The sequence below is a fragment of the Kitasatospora sp. NPDC059795 genome (genome assembly GCF_042732175.1).
Classification (GTDB): Bacteria; Actinomycetota; Actinomycetes; order Streptomycetales; family Streptomycetaceae; genus Kitasatospora.
The window spans coordinates 536,995-555,135 of the sequence record NZ_JBHWID010000003.1; the positions used below are offsets into that span (position 1 = coordinate 536,995).

At 74.0% G+C, this 18,141-nt stretch carries 12 protein-coding genes; 1 reads left to right on the forward strand and 11 read right to left on the reverse strand.

Annotated elements, in window-relative coordinates:
- The 9 genes from ACFV4P_RS09505 to ACFV4P_RS09545 form a co-directional block, all read right to left on the reverse strand.
- Nucleotides 1-458, reverse strand: a 458-nt coding sequence (locus ACFV4P_RS09505) for a hypothetical protein (RefSeq protein ID WP_380469093.1), incomplete at its 3' end; no start/stop codon positions are given.
- Between the two features lie 49 nt (nt 459-507).
- Nucleotides 508-2,454 (reverse strand): hypothetical protein, encoded by a 1,947-nt coding sequence (locus ACFV4P_RS09510; protein WP_380469095.1) that lies wholly within the window; start codon nt 2,452-2,454, stop codon nt 508-510.
- An 85-nt stretch (nt 2,455-2,539) separates the two neighbouring features.
- Complete coding sequence (locus ACFV4P_RS09515; RefSeq protein ID WP_380469097.1) at nt 2,540-3,121, reverse strand: hypothetical protein; 582 nt, start codon at nt 3,119-3,121, stop codon at nt 2,540-2,542.
- A 305-nt stretch (nt 3,122-3,426) separates the two neighbouring features.
- Nucleotides 3,427-6,177: a BTAD domain-containing putative transcriptional regulator gene (locus tag ACFV4P_RS09520; RefSeq protein WP_380469098.1), complete on the reverse strand. Its 2,751-nt coding sequence runs from the start codon at nt 6,175-6,177 to the stop codon at nt 3,427-3,429.
- A gap of 92 nt (nt 6,178-6,269) precedes the next feature.
- Entirely contained in the window at nt 6,270-8,423 is a 2,154-nt protein-coding gene (locus ACFV4P_RS09525; protein WP_380469100.1) for a PQQ-binding-like beta-propeller repeat protein, read from the reverse strand.
- Between the two features lie 54 nt (nt 8,424-8,477).
- The gene (locus tag ACFV4P_RS09530; protein WP_380469102.1) at nt 8,478-9,041 is read right to left on the reverse strand and encodes a GNAT family N-acetyltransferase; all 564 of its coding nucleotides are present in this window, start codon (nt 9,039-9,041) and stop codon (nt 8,478-8,480) included.
- A gap of 222 nt (nt 9,042-9,263) precedes the next feature.
- Nucleotides 9,264-10,196, reverse strand: a complete 933-nt coding sequence (locus ACFV4P_RS09535; protein WP_380469104.1) for a LysR family transcriptional regulator — start codon at nt 10,194-10,196, stop codon at nt 9,264-9,266.
- An 857-nt stretch (nt 10,197-11,053) separates the two neighbouring features.
- Nucleotides 11,054-11,785 carry a hypothetical protein gene (locus ACFV4P_RS09540; RefSeq protein WP_380469106.1) on the reverse strand — a complete coding sequence of 244 codons (732 nt, stop codon included), beginning with the start codon at nt 11,783-11,785 and terminating at the stop codon, nt 11,054-11,056.
- Nucleotides 11,782-12,300, reverse strand: a complete 519-nt coding sequence (locus tag ACFV4P_RS09545; protein WP_380469108.1) for a sigma-70 family RNA polymerase sigma factor — start codon at nt 12,298-12,300, stop codon at nt 11,782-11,784. Before ACFV4P_RS09545 ends, ACFV4P_RS09540 begins: the two co-directional genes overlap by 4 nt.
- A gap of 185 nt (nt 12,301-12,485) precedes the next feature.
- Between ACFV4P_RS09545 and ACFV4P_RS09550 the strand changes: the two genes are divergently transcribed.
- Entirely contained in the window at nt 12,486-13,493 is a 1,008-nt protein-coding gene (locus ACFV4P_RS09550; protein WP_380469110.1) for an NADP-dependent oxidoreductase, read from the forward strand.
- A gap of 3 nt (nt 13,494-13,496) precedes the next feature.
- On the opposite strand, the gene ACFV4P_RS09555 is transcribed toward ACFV4P_RS09550, so the two are convergent.
- Nucleotides 13,497-15,689 (reverse strand): DEAD/DEAH box helicase, encoded by a 2,193-nt coding sequence (locus tag ACFV4P_RS09555; RefSeq protein WP_380469112.1) that lies wholly within the window; start codon nt 15,687-15,689, stop codon nt 13,497-13,499.
- 1,203 nt (nt 15,690-16,892) lie between these two features.
- Nucleotides 16,893-17,765: a DUF4231 domain-containing protein gene (locus ACFV4P_RS09560; RefSeq protein ID WP_380469115.1), complete on the reverse strand. Its 873-nt coding sequence runs from the start codon at nt 17,763-17,765 to the stop codon at nt 16,893-16,895.
- Nucleotides 17,766-18,141: the final 376 nt, after the last annotated feature.

The following is an 18,141-nucleotide window of genomic DNA, read 5'->3' on the forward strand; positions in this document are numbered from 1 at the left end:
GCAGGCACCGTGTCTCCCAACGGCACCCCCTCCGACGACTTCAACCGCCCCGTCTCCATCGACATCGCAGGCACCGTGTCTCCCAACGGCACCCCCTCGAACGCCTTCAGCCGCGCCGTCTCCATGGGCTCGCCGGCCACCGACCCGATCCGGTACGCGGGCATCTCGTCCGGCGCGAACCGCCCGACCTGCACGGCCTCGGTGAACGGCCCGCCGCCCTGGATCCGCTGCGCCGGGATCACGTCCGGCTCAGCCCAACCCACCTGCGCGGCCTCCGAGAACGGCCCGCCGCCCTGAATACGCTGCGCGGGCATCACATCAGGCTCAACCCAACCCACCCGCGCCGCCTCGGTGAACATCGGGGCCTCCACGCCGATCCGCTCACCTTGGGGGATGCGCATGGTGTGCGCGGGTTCGACGTCGGGGTCGATCGCGAACCAGGGCACGTCGTTGCTCATGGGTGTTCCTTAGTGAGTACGGGTCGGCGCGGAGCGGGAGGGGGACGGATCAGTCCGCGGCGGGGGCGGCGAGGCGGGTGAGCGCGGCGCGCAGGAAGGGGCTGGGCACCTGGTACCCGCCCTCCTCCCGGATCGGGCTCGGCTTGGCCGCGGTCGCGGTCGCGGTCGCGGCCCCCGCAGGCGCCGCCGCCGTCGCGGAGGCCGCCGCAGCGACGGTCGCCTCCGCGGGCTCGCCGTGACCGCGCCGGGCCGCGACGCTGCGGGCGCGCTCCAGGTAGTCGCCGTCCGCACTCGCCTTGGACTCCCCGGACGACGATCCCGACGAGCCCGTCGAGCCCGACGACTCCGCCGCGACGCTCTCCTGACGCGGCGTCACCGCCTCCCCGGTCGCGGCCGCGGCAGTCGCCTCGGTCGACTCCCCGGGCGCGGGCGTTCCGAGCAGGACGCCGGCGAGCTGGTTGAGCACCGCCTGCTCGCTCGCGGGAGCTCCGGCCGCAGCCTCCGCCGCCACCGTCTCGGCCTCCGCGGCGGGGGCCGTGACGACGCCCTCGGCGCGGGCGTCGTCGAGCCAACGGCGGTGTGCGCGCTGCCACTTGCGGTCACGGTCGACCTCGCCGGCCTGGCCGAGGATGCCGCTGTCGTGCAGCAGTGCCGTCTCCTCCTCGCCGTCCGGGCCGAAGCGGGTGGGGCCGAGGAACCGGTTCGCGCCCTTCTTCTCGCCCTTGCCGCCGCCGCGACCGCCGCCCATGCCGCCGCCACCGCCGTGGGCGGCACCCGCACCGGCCGCGCCGCGGGCCCCCGCCCCGGCGCCGCGTGCTCCGGCACCGGCCGCGCCGCCGCCGCGCATGCCGCCGCCGCCCGCACCGCCCGCGCCGGCCAACGCGCCGCCGGCCCGGCCCATCGCGCCCATCGCGTTGCCGAAGGAGCTTCCACTCATCCCGCCGGCCCCGCCGAACGCCCCGCCGCCCGCGCCTCCGCCGAGGCCGCCGCCCGCGCCGCCGAACGCCGACAGGCCGCCGGCGCCACCACCGGCGCCGCCGAGGCCGGAGCCGAGGCCCAGGCCGGTCCCGGAGGAGCCGAGGTCGGAGAGGCCGGCCAGGTTGAGCGAGCTCTTCGGGCTGACCGGGAGCGGCGTGAAGACCGGCGGGTGGCTGCCCGCGCCGTTGCCGCCGTTCAGATCCGGCACCGTCGGCGGCTTGAGCGGCTTCAGAATGCTGGGCGTCTTCGGGCCGTGGCCGCCCGCCCCACCGCCCGACCCGGAACCCGAACCCGAACCCGAGCCGGACCCGGAGCCGGAGCCCGATCCGGAACCCGAACCGCCCCCTGCACCGTCACCGCCGCCGGCCCCGCCCGCACCGCCGAAGCCGTCGCCCGCGCCGTTCAGGTCGGTGCCCGGGCCGGGGCCGCCCGCACCGCCGCCGCCGCCCGCGCCGCCGTTCAGGGTGCAGGTCTTGCCGATGCCGTTCATGTCGGCGATCTGGTTGGCGTTGTTGCGCAGGATGCCGTCGACCTGCGAGCTGACGCCGTTGACGTACTGGTGGTACAGGCCGGCGGCCTGCTTGATGCCCGCCGAGTTGGCGATGTCGTCCTTCTTGCCGGCCGGGTTCTGCGCCATGTACGTCTTGGCGTAGTCGAGTTCCCGGATGATCTCGTTCTTGGTGTCGACCACCGCCTGGTGCGCGCCGTGCAGGCCGTTCGCGATGTCGGTGCCGGCCTTGACGGTGGTGGCCGCGTGCGAGGCGTCGCCGCCCGCGAACTTCTGCAGGTACTGCTGGAAGCTGTCGGCGGCCTCGCCGGACATGCAGGACATGGCGCGCTGGGCGGCCTGGGCGATGCCGCGGATGTGGGTGTCGGCGACCTGGTTCCACTTGTCCCAGGCGACGGCGAGGTCGCCGATCAGGTCCTCGTTGCCGTCGGGGAACGAGATGTCCTTGCCGTCCTCGTTCTTCTGCACGGTCTTGAGCACGTCGACGAGGTCGGCAGGCAGCTCGATCATGGCGGGAAGCTCTCTCGGATGGTGGGTGCGTCGGCGGCTGACACCGGATCAGCCGCCGTGGTGCGGGCGGAGGTGCGGTGCTGCGTCAGATCAGGTTGCGGCCGGGGCCGCCGCCACCGGGACCGTGCGGCTCCGGCGGGGGCTTGGGCTTGTTGTAGTCCAGCGACGGCCCGTCCTGGGTGTGGTAACCCCCGGCACCCGGAGCGGGCGCAGGAGCGGGCGCGGGCTCGGGAGCCGGCGCAGCAACGGGCGCAGGAGCGGGAGCGGGACCGGACGCGGGCACCGACGGCACCGGCGGCACCGGCGGCGCGAGCGGAGCGCCGTCCCCGCTGACGATCCGGCTGAGCTCGGAGGCGTGTTCCTCGTCGTTGGCCTGGTGCCGGGCGGCCATGGTCTTCAGGTTCGCGCCCATGGTGGTGGCGTTGGCGAGCAGCAGTTTGATGCCGGCCAGGACGTCCTTCTGGTGCTTGCTGAAGCCGCCGACCTTCGAGCTGCCCCCGGTCAGCGACTTGCCCAGCAGGTCGGTCCCGTACACGGTGTCCTCGACCATGTTGATGTGGGCTTCCAACTGGGCGTAGGGGCCCTGGAGTTCCTCCAGCAGTGCCGCGATCTGCTTTGCTGCCGCCTGGACTTCGTCCAGGTCGATGTTCACGCCGTCGCCGGCCATCCGTCCCGCCCTCTCCCGATGTCTGCCGCGCCGATGCCGGCCGCGTCGGTGCGGGCCGAGGAAAAGGGGCGTCGCAGGGGAGGGCCCGGGGCGACCGGGTGAGCGAGGGGCCGTACGCGGTGCCGCGGGCGGCCCCGCGTGACCCGCGGCTGCCGCACTCGCCCATTTTTGCGACTGTGGTTTGCCTTCGGCTTGCGCCTCACTAACGCCTCGGCATCGCTCGCCCGCAAAGGCCCTGACCTGCCGCGGAACTGACCGTCTGCGACCCCGCGCGGCAAAGGTCCTGGCCCGCCGCGGAACTGCCGTCAGTGCGCTCCGAGTTCGTCGGCCCGTCGCCGGTGGACGGTGGCGGCGTGGGCGAGTCCGGCGGCGTCCTCGGCGGCGGCGAGGGCGCCGAGGACTTCGGCGGTGGCCTCGTCGTGGCCGATCTGTTCGGCTTCGACGAGCGCCTCCTGGAACCGGCTGCGCGCCTCGGCGTGCCGGCCGAGCACGGAGAGCGCCTCGCCGCAGCTGGTGTGCAGCAGGACGCGGCGCGAGGACGGCGTCTGGTCGGCGGTCAACTCCAGCCCGTGCAGGGCTCGTTCGATGGCCTGTTCGGGCCGGTCGGTGTCCAGCAGGTGGCGGGCGAGGTGCTGGAGGGCGAGGGTGACGGTGTGGGTGTGGCCGATGGCGAGGGCGATCTCCAGGGCCTGGGTGAGGTTGGTGCCGGCGGCGGTGTGGTCGCCGAGTTCGGCCTGTACGGCGGCGAGGTTGACCAGGGCGACGGCCCGGCCGACCTGGTTGCCGGCCCGGGCGGCGAGTTCGGCGGCCGGGGTCAGGCAGGTGACGGCCTCGGGCAGGCGGCGGTTGGAGACCAGCACCCAGCCGAGCATGGCCCGCACCTGGCTCTGGCCGTCCAGGTCGCCGCACTCCAGGGCGGCGTCCAGGGCGTGTTCGAGTTGGGAGACCCAGCCGTCGCGCAGGCGGCGCAGGATCAGCGGCCACTGGGTGAGGACGAGTCGCCAGACGCGTTCCGGGGAGGCCCCGGCGATGACCTGGGCGAGGGTCTCGCGGTGTGCGCCGAGCCAGTGGATGGCGTCCTCGGTGCCGGCGAACTCGGCGATGGCGCGCGGCCGGTGGCTGCCCTCGGGCGGTTCGCAGCAGGGCTTGCTGCCGGGTTCGGCGGTCTGCGCGGCGGCGAGGCCGGTGTACAGGTACTGGTCGGCGAGGCGTTCGCGGGCGAGGCGCTGTTCGGCGGGGTCGGTGCGGCTGCCGAGTTCGCGGGCGTACAGCCAGACCAGGTCGTGCAGGGTGTAGCGGTCGCCGTCGGTCTCGGTGACCAGGTGGGTGGCGGCGAGTTGTTCCAGGGCCTGGGCGGCGGCGTCCGGTTCCAGGTCGGCGAGTGCGGCGGCGGTGTAGGCGTCGATCACGGGGCCGGGGTGGAAGCCGAGGGTGCGGAACAACCTGGCGGGGGTGGGCGGGAGTTGCTCGTAGGAGATGCGCAGCGCGCTGGCCACGCTGATCTCCTCGGCGGCGAGGTGGCCGAGCCGGCGCTGTTCGTGGCGGAGCTGTTCGGTGATCGCGCCGAGGCCGCGGCGCGGGTCGGCGGCGATCTTGGCGGCGGCGATCCGCAGCGCGAGCGGCAGGCCGTCGCAGAGTTGGGCGAGTTCGCGGGCGGCTTCGGGTTCGGCGGCGATCCGGGCCTGGCCGAGCACCCGGGCGAGCAGGGCGGTGGACTCGTCGGGGCCGAGGACGTTGAGCGGCAGTGGGCGGGCGAGTTCGGCGGCGACCAGGCCGAGCATCCGGCTGCGGCTGGTGACCACGGCGACGCAGTCGGCGCCGGCCGGCAGCAGCGGCCGGACCTGGGCGGTGTCGCGGGCGTTGTCGACGACGACGAGCAGTCGGCGGCCGGTGGTGATGCGCCGGTAGAGGGCGCTGCGGGCGGCGGTGCCGGCGGGCAGGTCCTCGCGGGCGACGCCGAGCGCGGCGAGGAATTCGGCGACCACCTCGTCGAGGTCGCGGTCGGGTCGGTCGCTGAAGCCGCCGAGGTCGGCGAAGAGCAGGCCGTCGGGGAAGCGTCCGGCGTTGCGGTGCGCCCAGTGCAGGGCGAGGGAGGTCTTGCCGACGCCGGCCGGTCCGGTGATCAGGGCGATCGCGCCGTCCGGTCCGCCGCGCACCGCGTCGGCGAGGGTGGCGAGTTCGGTGTCGCGGCCGTGGAAGCCGCGCGGGGCGCGCGGCAGCAGGTCGACGGCGGGGAAGTTCTCGATGGCGGGCGGGCCGGCGGGCGCCGGGACCAGGTGCCGGACGGGCTCGGGGGCGGCGGGGGCCGTCGGGATCTCGCCGCGCAGGATGCGTTCGTAGGCGGCGTTCAGGGCCCGGCCGGGGTCGACGCCGAGGCGGTCGGCGAGGGATTCGCGGGTGCGGTGGTACCAGTCGAGGGCGTCGCACTGCCGGCCGGCCCGGAACAGGGCCAGCATCAGCGCGGAGACCAACGATTCGCGCAGCGGGTGGGCGACCGTTTCGGCGCGCAGCAGTTCGGCGGCGCGGGCGGGGTCGCCGAGTTTCTGGTAGTGCTCGGCGAGGGCTTCGACGGCGGCGAGCCGGTTCTCCTCCAGGGTCTGCCGCCAGGCCTCCAGCGGGGGGCTGGCGACGGTGCCGGTGAGCGCGGGGCCGCGCCACAGGGCGAGCGCGTGTTCCAGCGCGTCGGTGGCGTCCACGGCGTGCGGTTCGACCCGGGCGGCGGCGACCAGGGTGTCGAACTGCTCGACGTCCAGGCGTCCTTCGGGCAGGTGCAGGGTGTAGGCGTCGCCCGCGGTGGCGAGTTGGACGCCCCGCCCGGCGGCGCCCTGCTCGGTGAGCAGGGCGCGCAGCCGGGAGATGTGGCTCTGCACCACGGTGCGGGCGTTGGCGGGCGGTTCGGCGACCCAGAGCGCCTCGATGAGCTGGGCGACCGACACGGCCCGATTGCGGCGCAGCAGCAGCAGGGCGAGCACGCTGCGCCGTTTCTCGGGTCCGAGTCCCATGTCGCCGCCCTCGGCGTCCTCCGCCGAGACGGCCCCGAGCAGCCGGAACTTCACCGCAGTACCCCCACCGTGTTGCTGTGTTTCGGTGTTGGAGGCTACCGAATCGTTTATCCGGTACCGACAGCCAGCCCCGGTCTCACGGGAGGTCAGAGCGTGACCGCCCCGCCCGGGGTGACGATGCGTACGCCGGTCTCGTCGAGTTCGATGGCCAGCGGGGTCCCGTCGACGGCGGCCTCGTTGAGCAGGGTGGCGGAGCCGAGGTGCCACAGCCGCAGGGTGCCGGCGGCGTCGCCCGCGGCGAGCAGCGCCTCGCCGTCGAACTCGCGGCCCACGACGGCCCGGACGGCCGCGCCGCCGCCGGCCAGTTCGGCGGTGCGGCTGCCGTTCTGGACGTCCCAGACCAGCACGGTGCCGTCGGCGGAGCCGGCGATCAGCACGGGGCGGCCGCCGATCTCGGCGAAGGACAGCACCTCGGCGGGCCGGGCGAGGCCTTCGCAGACCGGTCCGGCGGCGCCGCTGCCGGCGTGCCACATCCGCACCTTGAGGTCCTCGCCGGCGGTGGCGAGGATCGGCTGTCCGCCGGTGACGAGGGCGGCGAGCGCGGTGATCGGGCCGTGGCCGGTGGCGAAGCGGCGGCTGTTGTCGCCGGTGGCGGCGGCGCGCACGGCGATCATGCCGTCGCGGCCGGCGGAGGCCAGCAGCGGCTGGTCGCCGGTGGTGAAGGCGAGTCCGGTGACGGGGCCGGCGTGCGGGACGGGCAGCGGGTGGGCGGTGCCGTCGGCGAGGCGGTGGCTGCGGACGGCGCCGGCGGTGGTGCCGCAGACCAGCAGCGGCCCGTCGGGGCCGCCGTCGGTCAGGTCGAGGCTGTGCACGGGGCCGCCGTCGGCGGGCAGTTCGAGCAGCTGGCTGCCGGTGGGGGCGTCCCAGGCGACGAGGACGCCGTCGCCGAACCCGGCGACCAGGACGGGCCGGCCGTGCGGGGCGCCGAGGGCGAGCGCGGTCAGCGGGGTGCCGGGGCGGCCGGGCGGGGTGCCGTAGCTGCGGGCGGCGCCGGTGGCGGCGTCCCAGGCGGTGATCCGGCCGGTCTCGTCGCCGGTGTACAGGACGCCGTCCCCGGCGGCCAGCGCGGTCAGCCAGCCGCCGGCGGGCCAGCCGTGCAGGGCGCGGCCGTCGTACACGTCCCAGGTGCGGACGGTGCCGTCGAGGGCGCAGGAGGCGAGCACGGGGCGCTCGTCGACGGTGGTGAAGGCGAGGCCGGTGACGGTGCCGGTGTGGCCGCTGAGTTCGGCGACGGACTGGCCGGTGGCGAGGTCCCAGATCCGGACCTGGCGGTCGTGGCCGGCGGTGGCCAGCACGGCCTGGTCCTCGATGGTGAGGACGGCCATGGTGCGGACCTCGCCGCGGTGGCCGACCAGCAGGTGCAGCTGTTCGCCGGTGGCGGCGTCCCAGACCCGCACGGTGCCGTCGGCGGCGGCCGCGGCCAGCAGGTCGAGGCCGGCGCAGTGCGCGGCGCGCAGCACGGTCGCGCCGTGGCCGCCGGTGGGCAGGTTGCCGAGGACCCGGCCGTCGTCGGCGCGGACGGCCCGCAGGTCGCCGCCCTGGCCGGCCGAGAACGCCACCGGGATGTCCCGGCAGATCAGCGCGGCGACCGCCTGGGCGCCCTCGCCGCCGGTGGAGCCGTGCACGACCTGGCCGGTGGTGGCGTCCCAGACCTGCACGGAGCCGTCGGTGCCGCCGACGGCGAACAGCGAGCGCCCGTCGGCCTCGCCGAGGGCGACGGCGGACGGGGCGAGGCCGGCGTCGGCGTCGGAGCCGCCGAGCGAGGCGGCGTCGTCGAGCGCGGTCAGGCCGAACGAGCCGTCCTCCTCGACCAGCGCGTACGCGGCGCGGCCGGCGACGGTGCCGACGGCGGCGGCGCTGCGGGCGGCCTGCGCGGCCGGGTGGCCGAGGGCGACGGCGCCGGGCAGGGCGGCGGCCTCGCCGGGCTCGCCGAACACCTGGGCCAGCAGGGTCGCGAACGGGGCGACGGCGGCGGGCACCGGCACGGTGCTGCCGTCCGTCCACTGCCGGTCCTCGCGGCCGTTCAGGCCGGTGACGGTGAGCCGACGGCCGACGGCCGGGGCGGCGGCGTCGGCGACCGGCGCGGGGGCCTCGCCGAGCTCCCGCAGCACGCGGACGATCAGCGCGGCGTCGACCCGGCCGGTGCGCTGCTGCCCGGCGCGGGTGGCGCGGAACCCGTCGGCGGTGATCAGCAGCTCGCCGAGCGCGCTGTCCTCCAACCGGAGGCTGCTTTCTGACATGTCGTCACTCCTGGTTCAGCTGCGGGCAGTTGGTGGTGTTCACTGCCCCGTGGGTCAACAGAGGTCTTCCGGTACGAGCGTCGCGTACACGGCGTCGTGCAGCCGCTGGGTGCGGGAACTGCGGAACAGCGCGGGGCGGTATCCGGCCCGACGGAAGCCGATCGCGGCGCCCGTCAGCTGGCTGGGCATGTTGTCGGCGGCGGCGTAGGCGTCGATCCGGCGCAGGCCGATCCGTTCGAACCCGAACCGACAGACCAGGCGCATCGCGCTCTTCGCGGTGCGCAGCCGGCGGTGTTCGGGAAGCAGCCAGACCGCGATCTCCGCGCTGTCCTGTTCCGGGTCGAGGTTCACCAACTCGCCCCAGCCGACGGCCTCTCCCGCCGCCTCCAGGGCGAAGTAGGCGGCCCGGCCGGTCTGCCAGAGCATCGGGGGGATCTCGGTGAGCCAGCGTTCGGCGGCGGCCTCGTCCCGGTGCGGGATGACGGCCTGGAGGAATTCGCGCACCAGCGGGTCGTGGGTGCCGCGCAGCACCAGGGGCGCGTCCGCGGGCCGCGGCCTGCGCAGCAGCAGTCCGTCGTCCGCCAGCGGGTCGTCCCGCACCTCGGCGAGCGCTCGCATGGGTCACCCCCGTCGCCTTCCGGGCCGCCCGGCGTCCCGCCCCGGCCACCCTCCCCCGTCCTTCGACTACCCGTCAAGTCAACCACATTCGGCGGCCGTTCCCGCACGTCAGCGGGACGTTAGTGGAACGTGAGCGCCGCCGCGCAGACTCGTTGGCGGGGTTCGTCACTCCATGTCCCGCCGCCCACCCGGCCCACCTCTCTCCCGGGCCGGGCGCCCCCGCTACGGGCGGCGGGACGCCCCCTCGCCCGCCGGGCCCGCGCCCTCGCGCAGCGGGGCGGCGCCCTCGGGCAGCGGGGCGGCGCGCAGTTCCCGCACCACGGCCCGGACGGCGGCGGTGCGGACCAGTTCGGGGGTGGTGACGTAGCCGACCTGCCGGTACGGGCGCTCCGGGCCGAGATCGGTGACGGCGAGGCCGTCGGGCAGCCGGTCCAGGGTGAGCATCGGCATGATCGCCATGCCGAGTCCCTGCGCGGCCAGCGAGAGCACCACGGTGTCGTCCGAGACGTTGATGGTCGCGGACGGGATCCAGTCCTGCCGCCGCCACCAATCCGCCGTGTAGGAGCCGCAGTTGTCGTCCCAGTCGACCAGCGGCAGGCTGCGCGGGTCCGGGTGGCCCTGCTGGTGGGCGAGCGCGTAGCCCTCCCGGTACAGCGGCGCGGAGACCAGCCCGGGCGGGATCGCCGCGCCCAGGGTGGCCAGCGCGAGGTCGGCGCGGCCGTCCGCGACCTCGCCGGCGGTGCCCCGCCCGAGGTCCCGGACCACCCGCACCTGCGGCTCCAACTCCGGGTAGTTCACGGCCAGTCGGGCCAGCACCGCGGGCAGCACCCGGCCCGCCGCACTGCGGAACGCGACGATCCGCACCGGCCCGCGCGGCCCGCCCGGCTCCCCCTGCCGGGCCTCCCCGGGCAGCGCGGCCAGCAGCCGCAGGATCCGCCGGGCGTGCCCCACCACCCGCTCCCCGGCCGCCGTCGGCGCCGCGCCCCGCCGCCCGCGCTCGAACAGCACCGCCCCCAGCTTGCGTTCGCACCCGCGCACCGCGTGCGACACCGCCGACTGCGTCAGCCCGAGCCGGACCGCCGCCGCCGTGAACCCGCCGCTGTCGGCCACCGCCACCAGCACCCGCAACTCCTGCGGGAGAAGATCGTCCGCCACCTCCGCAGCCTACGGCCTGCCCGGCCGCCCCTGCTCAGCTCCTACCGGACGCACACCACCCTCCCTGGGGCCTGCCCGGCCGCCCCTGCTCAGGTCCTACCGGGCGCACGCCGCCGGACCGCCCAGCCACCCGGCCCTGAGGCCTGCCCGACCCTGCCGAGCGCACCCGGGCCCTGCCGGGGCGCACGCCGCCGAACAGCCCCGCCACCCGGCCCCGGCGGGCCAGGGGAGCCGCGCGCCGATCAGACAAGGCGGACCGAACAGCCCCTCGTCCCCCTTCCGGGCCCCGCCGGCCGCACGCCGCCCGGCCGACCCTTTCGGGCACACGCCGTCGGACGCCCCGCCACCGGGCCCCAAGGCCTGTCCGACCGATCCTGTCGGGCACGCGGGCCCTACCACCGGGCGCACACCGTCGGAGCACCCCGGCACCCCGCCCCGAGGCCTGCCCGGCCAACCCTGCCGAGCACACCCGGGCCCTGCCAGGCGCACGCCGCCCAACAGCCCCGCCACCCGGCCTTGGTCGCCCGGGAGGCGCCCCTGCGGACGCGCCGCCGAAACACCCAAGTACCCCGGTACGAGGACGTTCCGGCAGCACGCCCGGCCGGGCGCGAACTGGGGACGCCTCTTGGCCCGCCAGGGCCGGGGGGAGCCGCGCGCCGATCAGACAAGGCGGACCGGACAGCCCCTCGCCCCCCCCTTCCGGGCCCCGCCGGCCGCACGCCGCCCGACCGCCCAGCCCGGGGCCCCGAGGCCTGCCCGGCCGACCCCGCCGGGCCACGCCGCCCGACCGCCCAGCCCGGGGCCCTGAGCCCTGAGCCCTGGGGCCGTCCGACGGGATCCGGGCGAGCACGCCCGGATCATCGCGCCAGCGGCGAACGGGCCTCCAGCAGCCGCGTGGTGACGCCGCCCGGCGCTCCGGGCTCGAACGGGACGGCGGCCCGCACCACCACCTCGTAGCGCTCCGGCTCCGCCCAAACCTGCTGCCAGGTCAGCGACCCGCACAGCGTGTTCCGCTCGCCCAGCGGCTCGACCTTCGGGACGCCCGCCTCCAGGCGGACCGGGTGTCCGAGCGCGTCGACGCCCTGCGCCTCCGTGTCGCCGGGCCGGTTCAGCAGCGGCCCGCCGCCGACGACGACGCCGTCCTTCACATACAGCGTCTCCAGGTACTCCGGCGGGACGCCGACCCCGTCCACCGACCGGTCCGCGCGGTACGCGACGTCGACGGCCGGGCCCGTCCCGTCGCCCGCCCTCCGGACCGAACTCACCGACAGCGTGATGCCGTTGACCGTGGTCGAGGCCTGCTTGTCCGGCAGCGGCCGCCCGCACGTGTAGGCGCCGGCCGGGACGCCGATGACCGTCGGCTCGCCGCCCTCCCCGGGCCCGGCCGCCCCGACGGCCGCCGGCCCGGTCGGCAGGACGGCGGCGGTGGCCGCCACCCCGGCGGCCACCGCCAGGACGGCCCCGGCGGCCAGCCCGGAGCGCGTCCTGCGCCGTCGGACCGCCTGCGCGATCCCTTCGACGTCGAGCTGCGCCGGTCCGGCCAGATCCGCCAACTCCGGCAGTGCGTCGCGGAGTTCTTCCTTGTTCATGGTGTTGCCCCTTCCTCGATCCCTGCCCGGACGTCCGCCAGCGCGACGCCCAGCCGGGCCAACGCGTCGCTGAGGTGCCGTTTGACCGTTCCTTCGCGGCGACCGAGCCGCTCCGCCACCGCCGCCACCGGCAGGTCCTCGTAGTACCGGAGCACCACGCAGGCCCGCTGGGTCGGCGACAACGCGCCGAGCGCGTCCAGCAGTTGGTGCCGGTCCGCGAGCCGGTCGCTGTCGTCCGGGCCGACCGGGCTCTCGGCCAACCGCGGCACCAGCTCGCGGTAGCGCGCCCGCCGCCGGTACAGGTCCAGGTAGCGGTTGAGCATGGTGCGGCGGACGTATCCCTCGATCTCCCCGAGTCGCCAGGCGCGGCGCGGGCGGGTGAAGACCCGCACCAGCGCCTCCTGGACCAGGTCGGCCGCCTCGGCGCGGTCCCCGGTCAGCAGGAACCCGTAGCGCTGCAGTTCCGCTCCCCGGGACGCCACCAACTCGGCGAGCTGATCCGCCCATTCGGCCACATTCCCCCCTCTCCTCGTCTCTCACCCGTCCACACGAACAGCGGCCCGGTTTCGTTGGGGGGCACTCAGGCATGAACGCCGCTCATGGATCGCGGGCTGCCATCAACGCGCGCCCCTGCCACGGCCGTTCCGCCCGCCCTAGCGTTTCCCCTCGTCAACCCCCTTCTTCCACCGGAGTGTTCACCGTGTCCCGCACCGCCACCCGCCACGCCCGGGCCGTCCACCTGCTCGCCCGTCCGACCGGGCTGCCCACCGCCGATCAGTTCGCGTTCGTGGACGACGAGCTGCCGCCACTCGCCGAGGGCAGCGCGCTGGTGGAGAACGCCTACCTGTCCGTGGACCCGTACATGCTCGGCATGATGGAGGACGCCGAGGGCGGCAACGAGCTGAACGCCCCGCTGGAGGGCCGGACGGTGGGCCGCGTGGTGGAGTCCCGCAGCGCCGCGCTGCCGGTCGGCACGGCGGTGGTCCACCGCCAGGGCTGGCGCACCCACGCCGTGGTGCGGCGCGAGGACGTCCGCGTGCTGCCCGACCTGCCCGGCGTCGGCCTCAGCGCGTACCTGGGCGTGCTCGGCGGCACCGGCCTGTCCGCGTACGTCGGCCTGACCCGGATCGCGAAGCTCGCCCCCGGCGAGGACCTGTTCGTCTCGGCGGCGGCCGGCGGCGTCGGCACCGCCGCCGGACAGTTGGCCCGACTGCTCGGCGCCCGCCGGGTGATCGGCTCGGCCGGCTCCCCCGCGAAGACCGCCTTCCTCACCGAACAGCTCGGCTTCGACGCCGCGTTCGACTACCACGACGGCCCGGTCGCCGACCTGCTGACCGCCGCCGCCCCCGACGGCATCGACGTCTACCTGGACAACGTCGGCGGCGACCACCTGGCCGCCGCGATCGGCTCGATGCGCGACTTCGGCCGGATCGCCTGGTGCGGCGCGATCGGCCAGTACCTCACGGAGCCGCCCGCCGCCCCGCAGAACCTGTTCGAACTGGTCGGCCGCAGCATCCGGTTGGAGGGCTTCCTGGTCCGTCACCACATGGACGCCCAGGAGGAGCTGTACGACCTGCTCGGCCCGCACCTGCGCTCCGGCCGGGTGATCTCGCCCGAGACCGTGCTGGACGGTTTCGACCGCACCGTCGACGCCTTCCTCGGCGTGCTCACCGGCGCCAACACCGGCAAGATGCTGGTCCGCCTGTGACCCCTACTCGGCTCCGGCCAGCCGCAGTTGCTCGTCCTCGACGATCCGGACGGCGAGCGCGCGGTCGGAAACGTCCACCGCCTCGGGGGCCGACTCCGCCAGGTCGCTGCGGCGCGCGTAACGGTCGAACAGCTCGGCCTTGCCGCGCAGCAGCTCCACCAGGCGGCGGTCCAGACTGTCGGTGGCCAGCAGCCGGTGCACCCGGACCCGCCGGATCTGACCCATCCGCTGGGCCCGGGCCACCGCCTGGTCCTCCAGCGTCGGCTTCACCTGCGGCTCGCACAGCACCACCACGTTCGCGGCCTGCAGGTTGAGGCCCAGCCCGCCGGCCTGGATCTGGCACAGCAGCACCGCATGGCCGTCCACCGCGCTGAACGCGTCCACCAGCTCCTGCCGCGCCTCCGCCGGCAGCGCCCCCGAGACCGTGCCCCGCACCGCCTCGCCCAGCGCCTCCCGGACGGTGGCCAGCACCTCCCGGAAGTACGAGAACACCACCACCTTGTGCCCGCTCTCGGCCGCCTCCGCGACCAGCTCGCGCAGCCGCCGCAGCTTCGCCGAGTGCGCGGGCTCGGCGTACGCGGCGCGCCGCATCGCCATGAAGTTGCCCTCCGCGACGGCCGCGGCGTACGCGGCCCGGTCCGGCCCCGACAGCTCGCCCCACTCGTCCACCCGCACCACGTCCGGCAGTTCGGTCAGCACGTCCTGCTGGTTGCGCCGCAGGTACGCCGGCGCGACCGCCCGGCGGAACGCGACCGACCCGGCCACGCCCAGACCGGCGGGCAGCTCGCTCAGCAGATCCGGCTGAAGATGGCCGATCAGGGTGCGGAACTCCTCCACCCGGTTCTCCATCGGCGTGCCCGTCAGGAACAGCACCCGCTCCGTCCTCCCCGCCCACTCCGCCACCAGCCGGGTGCGCTGCGCGGCCGGGTTCTTCACGAAGTGCGCCTCGTCCACCACCAGCGCGGCCACCGGGTCCTCGGCCAGCGTCCGCAACGACTCGTACGTCGCGACCAGCACCCCGCCGCCCGCCAGCCACCGCGCCCGCGCCGCCTCCCGCTCCTGGCCGTGGTACCGGTACGCCGCCAGCGTCGTCCGACTCCCCGTCTCCCGCTGCCAGTTGACCAGCACCGACGCCGGACACACCACCAGGAAGTGCCGCTCCCCCGCCGCCGCCAGATGCGCCAGCACGGCCAGCGCCTGCACGGTCTTCCCGAGCCCCATCTCGTCGCCGATCATCACCCGCTTCCGGGCCAGCGCGAACCGCGCCCCGAACGCCTGGTAGCCGCGCAACGAGACGGTGCACCCGCGGTCGTCCAACCGCTCGGCCCGCACCGACTCGGCCAGCTCGTCCGGCAGATGGCCCTCCGCCGCGCCCGGCCCGCCCCGGTCCACGCCCGTGAGCAGGCCCTCCTCCGCGAGCAGCGCCAACTCCGCGTAGAACTCCGCCGCCCGGTGCTCGAACTCGACCCGGACCTCCACCTCCCCCGCGCCCGGCCGCAACAGGTCCGCCCCCGCCTGCGCCAGCCGCAACGGCACCCCGTCGGCCTCCGCCGCCGCCACCTGCTTCTCCAGCACCTCCACCGCCCGGCGCGCCGCCTCCCGCCGCTCGGCCCCCGCCACCAGCCCCCGCACCCACCCCGTCGCCGGCCGGGCCGCCGCCATCGGCGCCGCCAGCGCCGCCTCCAACTCTCCTGCCTCGCCCGCCGCCCGCCGCGCCCCCGGCCCGGCCGTCACCAGCCGGTGCAACGCGATCAGCAACTCCGTGCTGTCCCGGTCCGGCCGCGCGGGATCGATCCGCACCGCCGTACTCCGCTCCACCGCCTCGGCGATCTGCCGCGCCGCACCCACCAGTTGCTGCGCCGTCGGCCCCCCGATCCCCGGAATCCGCACCAACTCCTGCGCACTCGCCCCACACACCTGCGCGACCGTCCGGTACCCCGCCCCCGCGAGCACCCCGGTCTGCAACCGCCCCTCCGTCACCTCCTTCAACCGCTCGACCGGTATCCCCTCCAACTCCCCCCGCACCAGCCCCCGGAAGATCCGCCCGTGCGCCTCCACCACCTCCCCCACGGCCCCCGCCCACGCCGTCACCACCCCACCCGCAGCCTCCCCCAACCGCCGCGCCCGCCCCACAGCCTCCCGCCCCCGCCGCCCACCAGCCACCACCAACGCCTCCTCACCCAACCAACCCACCAACCCACCAACCCGGGCAATTCTGGCACCCGCCACCCTCACTCCCACTCGGAGCTGGGCAAGGCCCGCACCGTCATCAAGGTGCAGGGAAACTCTCCGCGCGGCTGGATCAACTCGCCGCGTTCCCGAGCCGCGCCATACCCGACCAGGCCTGGATCAACAGAACCGCCGACGACGCGGCCGCCCAGCAGCAGTGCCCGGCGGAGCGTCCGTACGAGAGCGGTCATCGAGATCGAATATCGCCGGACCGGTCCGTGCGTAGACCATGGCCAGGAGAACCGGGACAGAGTGGACCTCGCCCTGGTCAGCTGTGCTGACCTGCGCTGATACTGCTCCCTGTCCGACCTCTCGTTCACGATCGACGAGGTCCGGCTGACCCGCCGTGGTCGTGGACACCTGTGTTCGACTTCCTGTGGTCGATGAAGGGCTTACTCGAACCCCTGGAGCGGGGCGAGCACTCGACCTTCGGCTTCACCGAGAACGCCGGGCTGATCGAGTTCACCCCGGACCGCGGAAGCGTACAGGTCTCGTGCACGTACGCGACAGCCGAGGCGGGGCTGCAAGCTCGCCGACCTCAAGAACGCCCTGCGGGGCTTCCAACAGGCTGTGCTGACCGAGATCAGTGGAAAGTACCCGCGACTCGCCGGCAACCTGGTGCTCGCAGAACTCCCACTCTGATCGCAAGAGCCTGTCACCCTGCGGACGGACCCGAGGTTACGGACCAAACGTTGGACGCGACTACCTGCCTTGGTCGCTTCGACAGGTTCCGACGGCCGCTCTCCGATCAGCCAGGCCGAACACTCTGGCTGGCCGTGACTACGATGGCTCGACACCCGGCCGGCAGACCCCACTCGACAACGTGGAGTCTCGCCTGTTCGATCGCTCCGCTCGTCACCCCCAAGGCAGCAAGTGGGGTTGCTCCATAGCGATCCAGCCATGCAAGGCGGCGGCGCTGTTCCACGGGGGCCAGAGCTTCCCAGCAATCGAGGGCGACCCCTGGCGTCGGCATGCCCAGCACCTTCATGCGGGTAGCAACGTGCTGGACATACGGGAGCTCGGAGGGGGATCGCGCCAGCTCCACCAGACACCAGGCAGTCGCGTAAGAAATTGAGCCGTGGGCTCCCATGAGTCGACGGGTCCGCCAGTGCTGGAACGGCGCCAGCAGGAAACGAAGGCCGAGCCATACCGCTCTGCGCGTCGCAGTCATCAGCTGGCATGTTCTTCGCTCGCGGAGCTGGATTGTTCAAGCTGCAGTTCCCGCTTGCGCTGCTCCTCCTTCAGCCGCTCGACAAAACGAGCAAACATTCGAAGTCGCTCGCCCTCGGACGGCGGGTTGCTCGGATCACTTCCAGCATATTCGTCGAGCATGAATTGAGAAGCATTGTAATGCTTCTCAATCTCATCGGCAGTCGACTGGAGATTGTAGCCGCGCTCCCGAAACTTGAAGTATCCGGTTACGCCTGCCGAGATTCCCACAAATCCACTGAGGAAGACCGTGCCGAATCTCAGTACCGCTCCGTTCCCGTCGTTCATTGCCGCGAGTGACGACGTCACAATCGAACCAGTAATGATGATCACCTGGAAGAAGTTGTGGACTCGACGATTCCGGCCGGCTCCTTTTCGATACTGCTCGACAATATCCAGTGAAGCTTCTCGATAGATCCGCAGGCCGGATGGGGAATCCAACGGGATCTGGGCTGCGGCGGTCTGACGATCCTGCAATGCATTTCGCAGCGCGCCCGACTTGACGGTGATCGCATTGCGATTGACCCAGAAAAGTCGACACATCCCGACCCACAGGCAGACGACGATGATCAGTCCCGCATACCTGGTGAAGAGCGGCTGCGAGTTCCAGAGACCGATGATTACTGTGTAGCCCAGCAGGAAGGCCAACGCACTCGCACCGAGCGCACTGAGCAGGAAGATGCGCTGCAGCGTGCGAGCCCCCCGGAGGTCGACCTCGATCTGGTCGAACTCCTTCACCTTCTTCCGGTATTCCTCCTGAAGCCGCCGCTCCTCCACTGGCGGCAAATACTCGGGAGGGTTTCCGTCGACGAAAACACCTGAACTCACCACCACAGCCCCTCCTGCCACCAAACCGAACCTCTCGGAGGGTAGAGCACGAGCTATCGGCAAGCAACGGCCGATTCACACACGGGCGACTTGCACGCAGAATGTCTCGAAAAATACTGCGACGACCGCCGACGCATTCGATTTGTCGAATCATTTTTCACGGCGATACACATCTCAATGGATCGCCTCGGATTGCGATGGGCCAGGCTGGCCAGGTCAGATCCAGGTGTAGTTCTCGTCCGTGATCGGCTCCAGCGCGAACCTGCGCCCCGGGGCGGTGGGCTGTCGCTACTGAACTTGATTGGGTGATGTCGGACCGTTCGCCTGATGGTGGGCGGTCCGTTCCGGTAGCCCTGAACTGTGAGATACGCGCAGGGCGGCG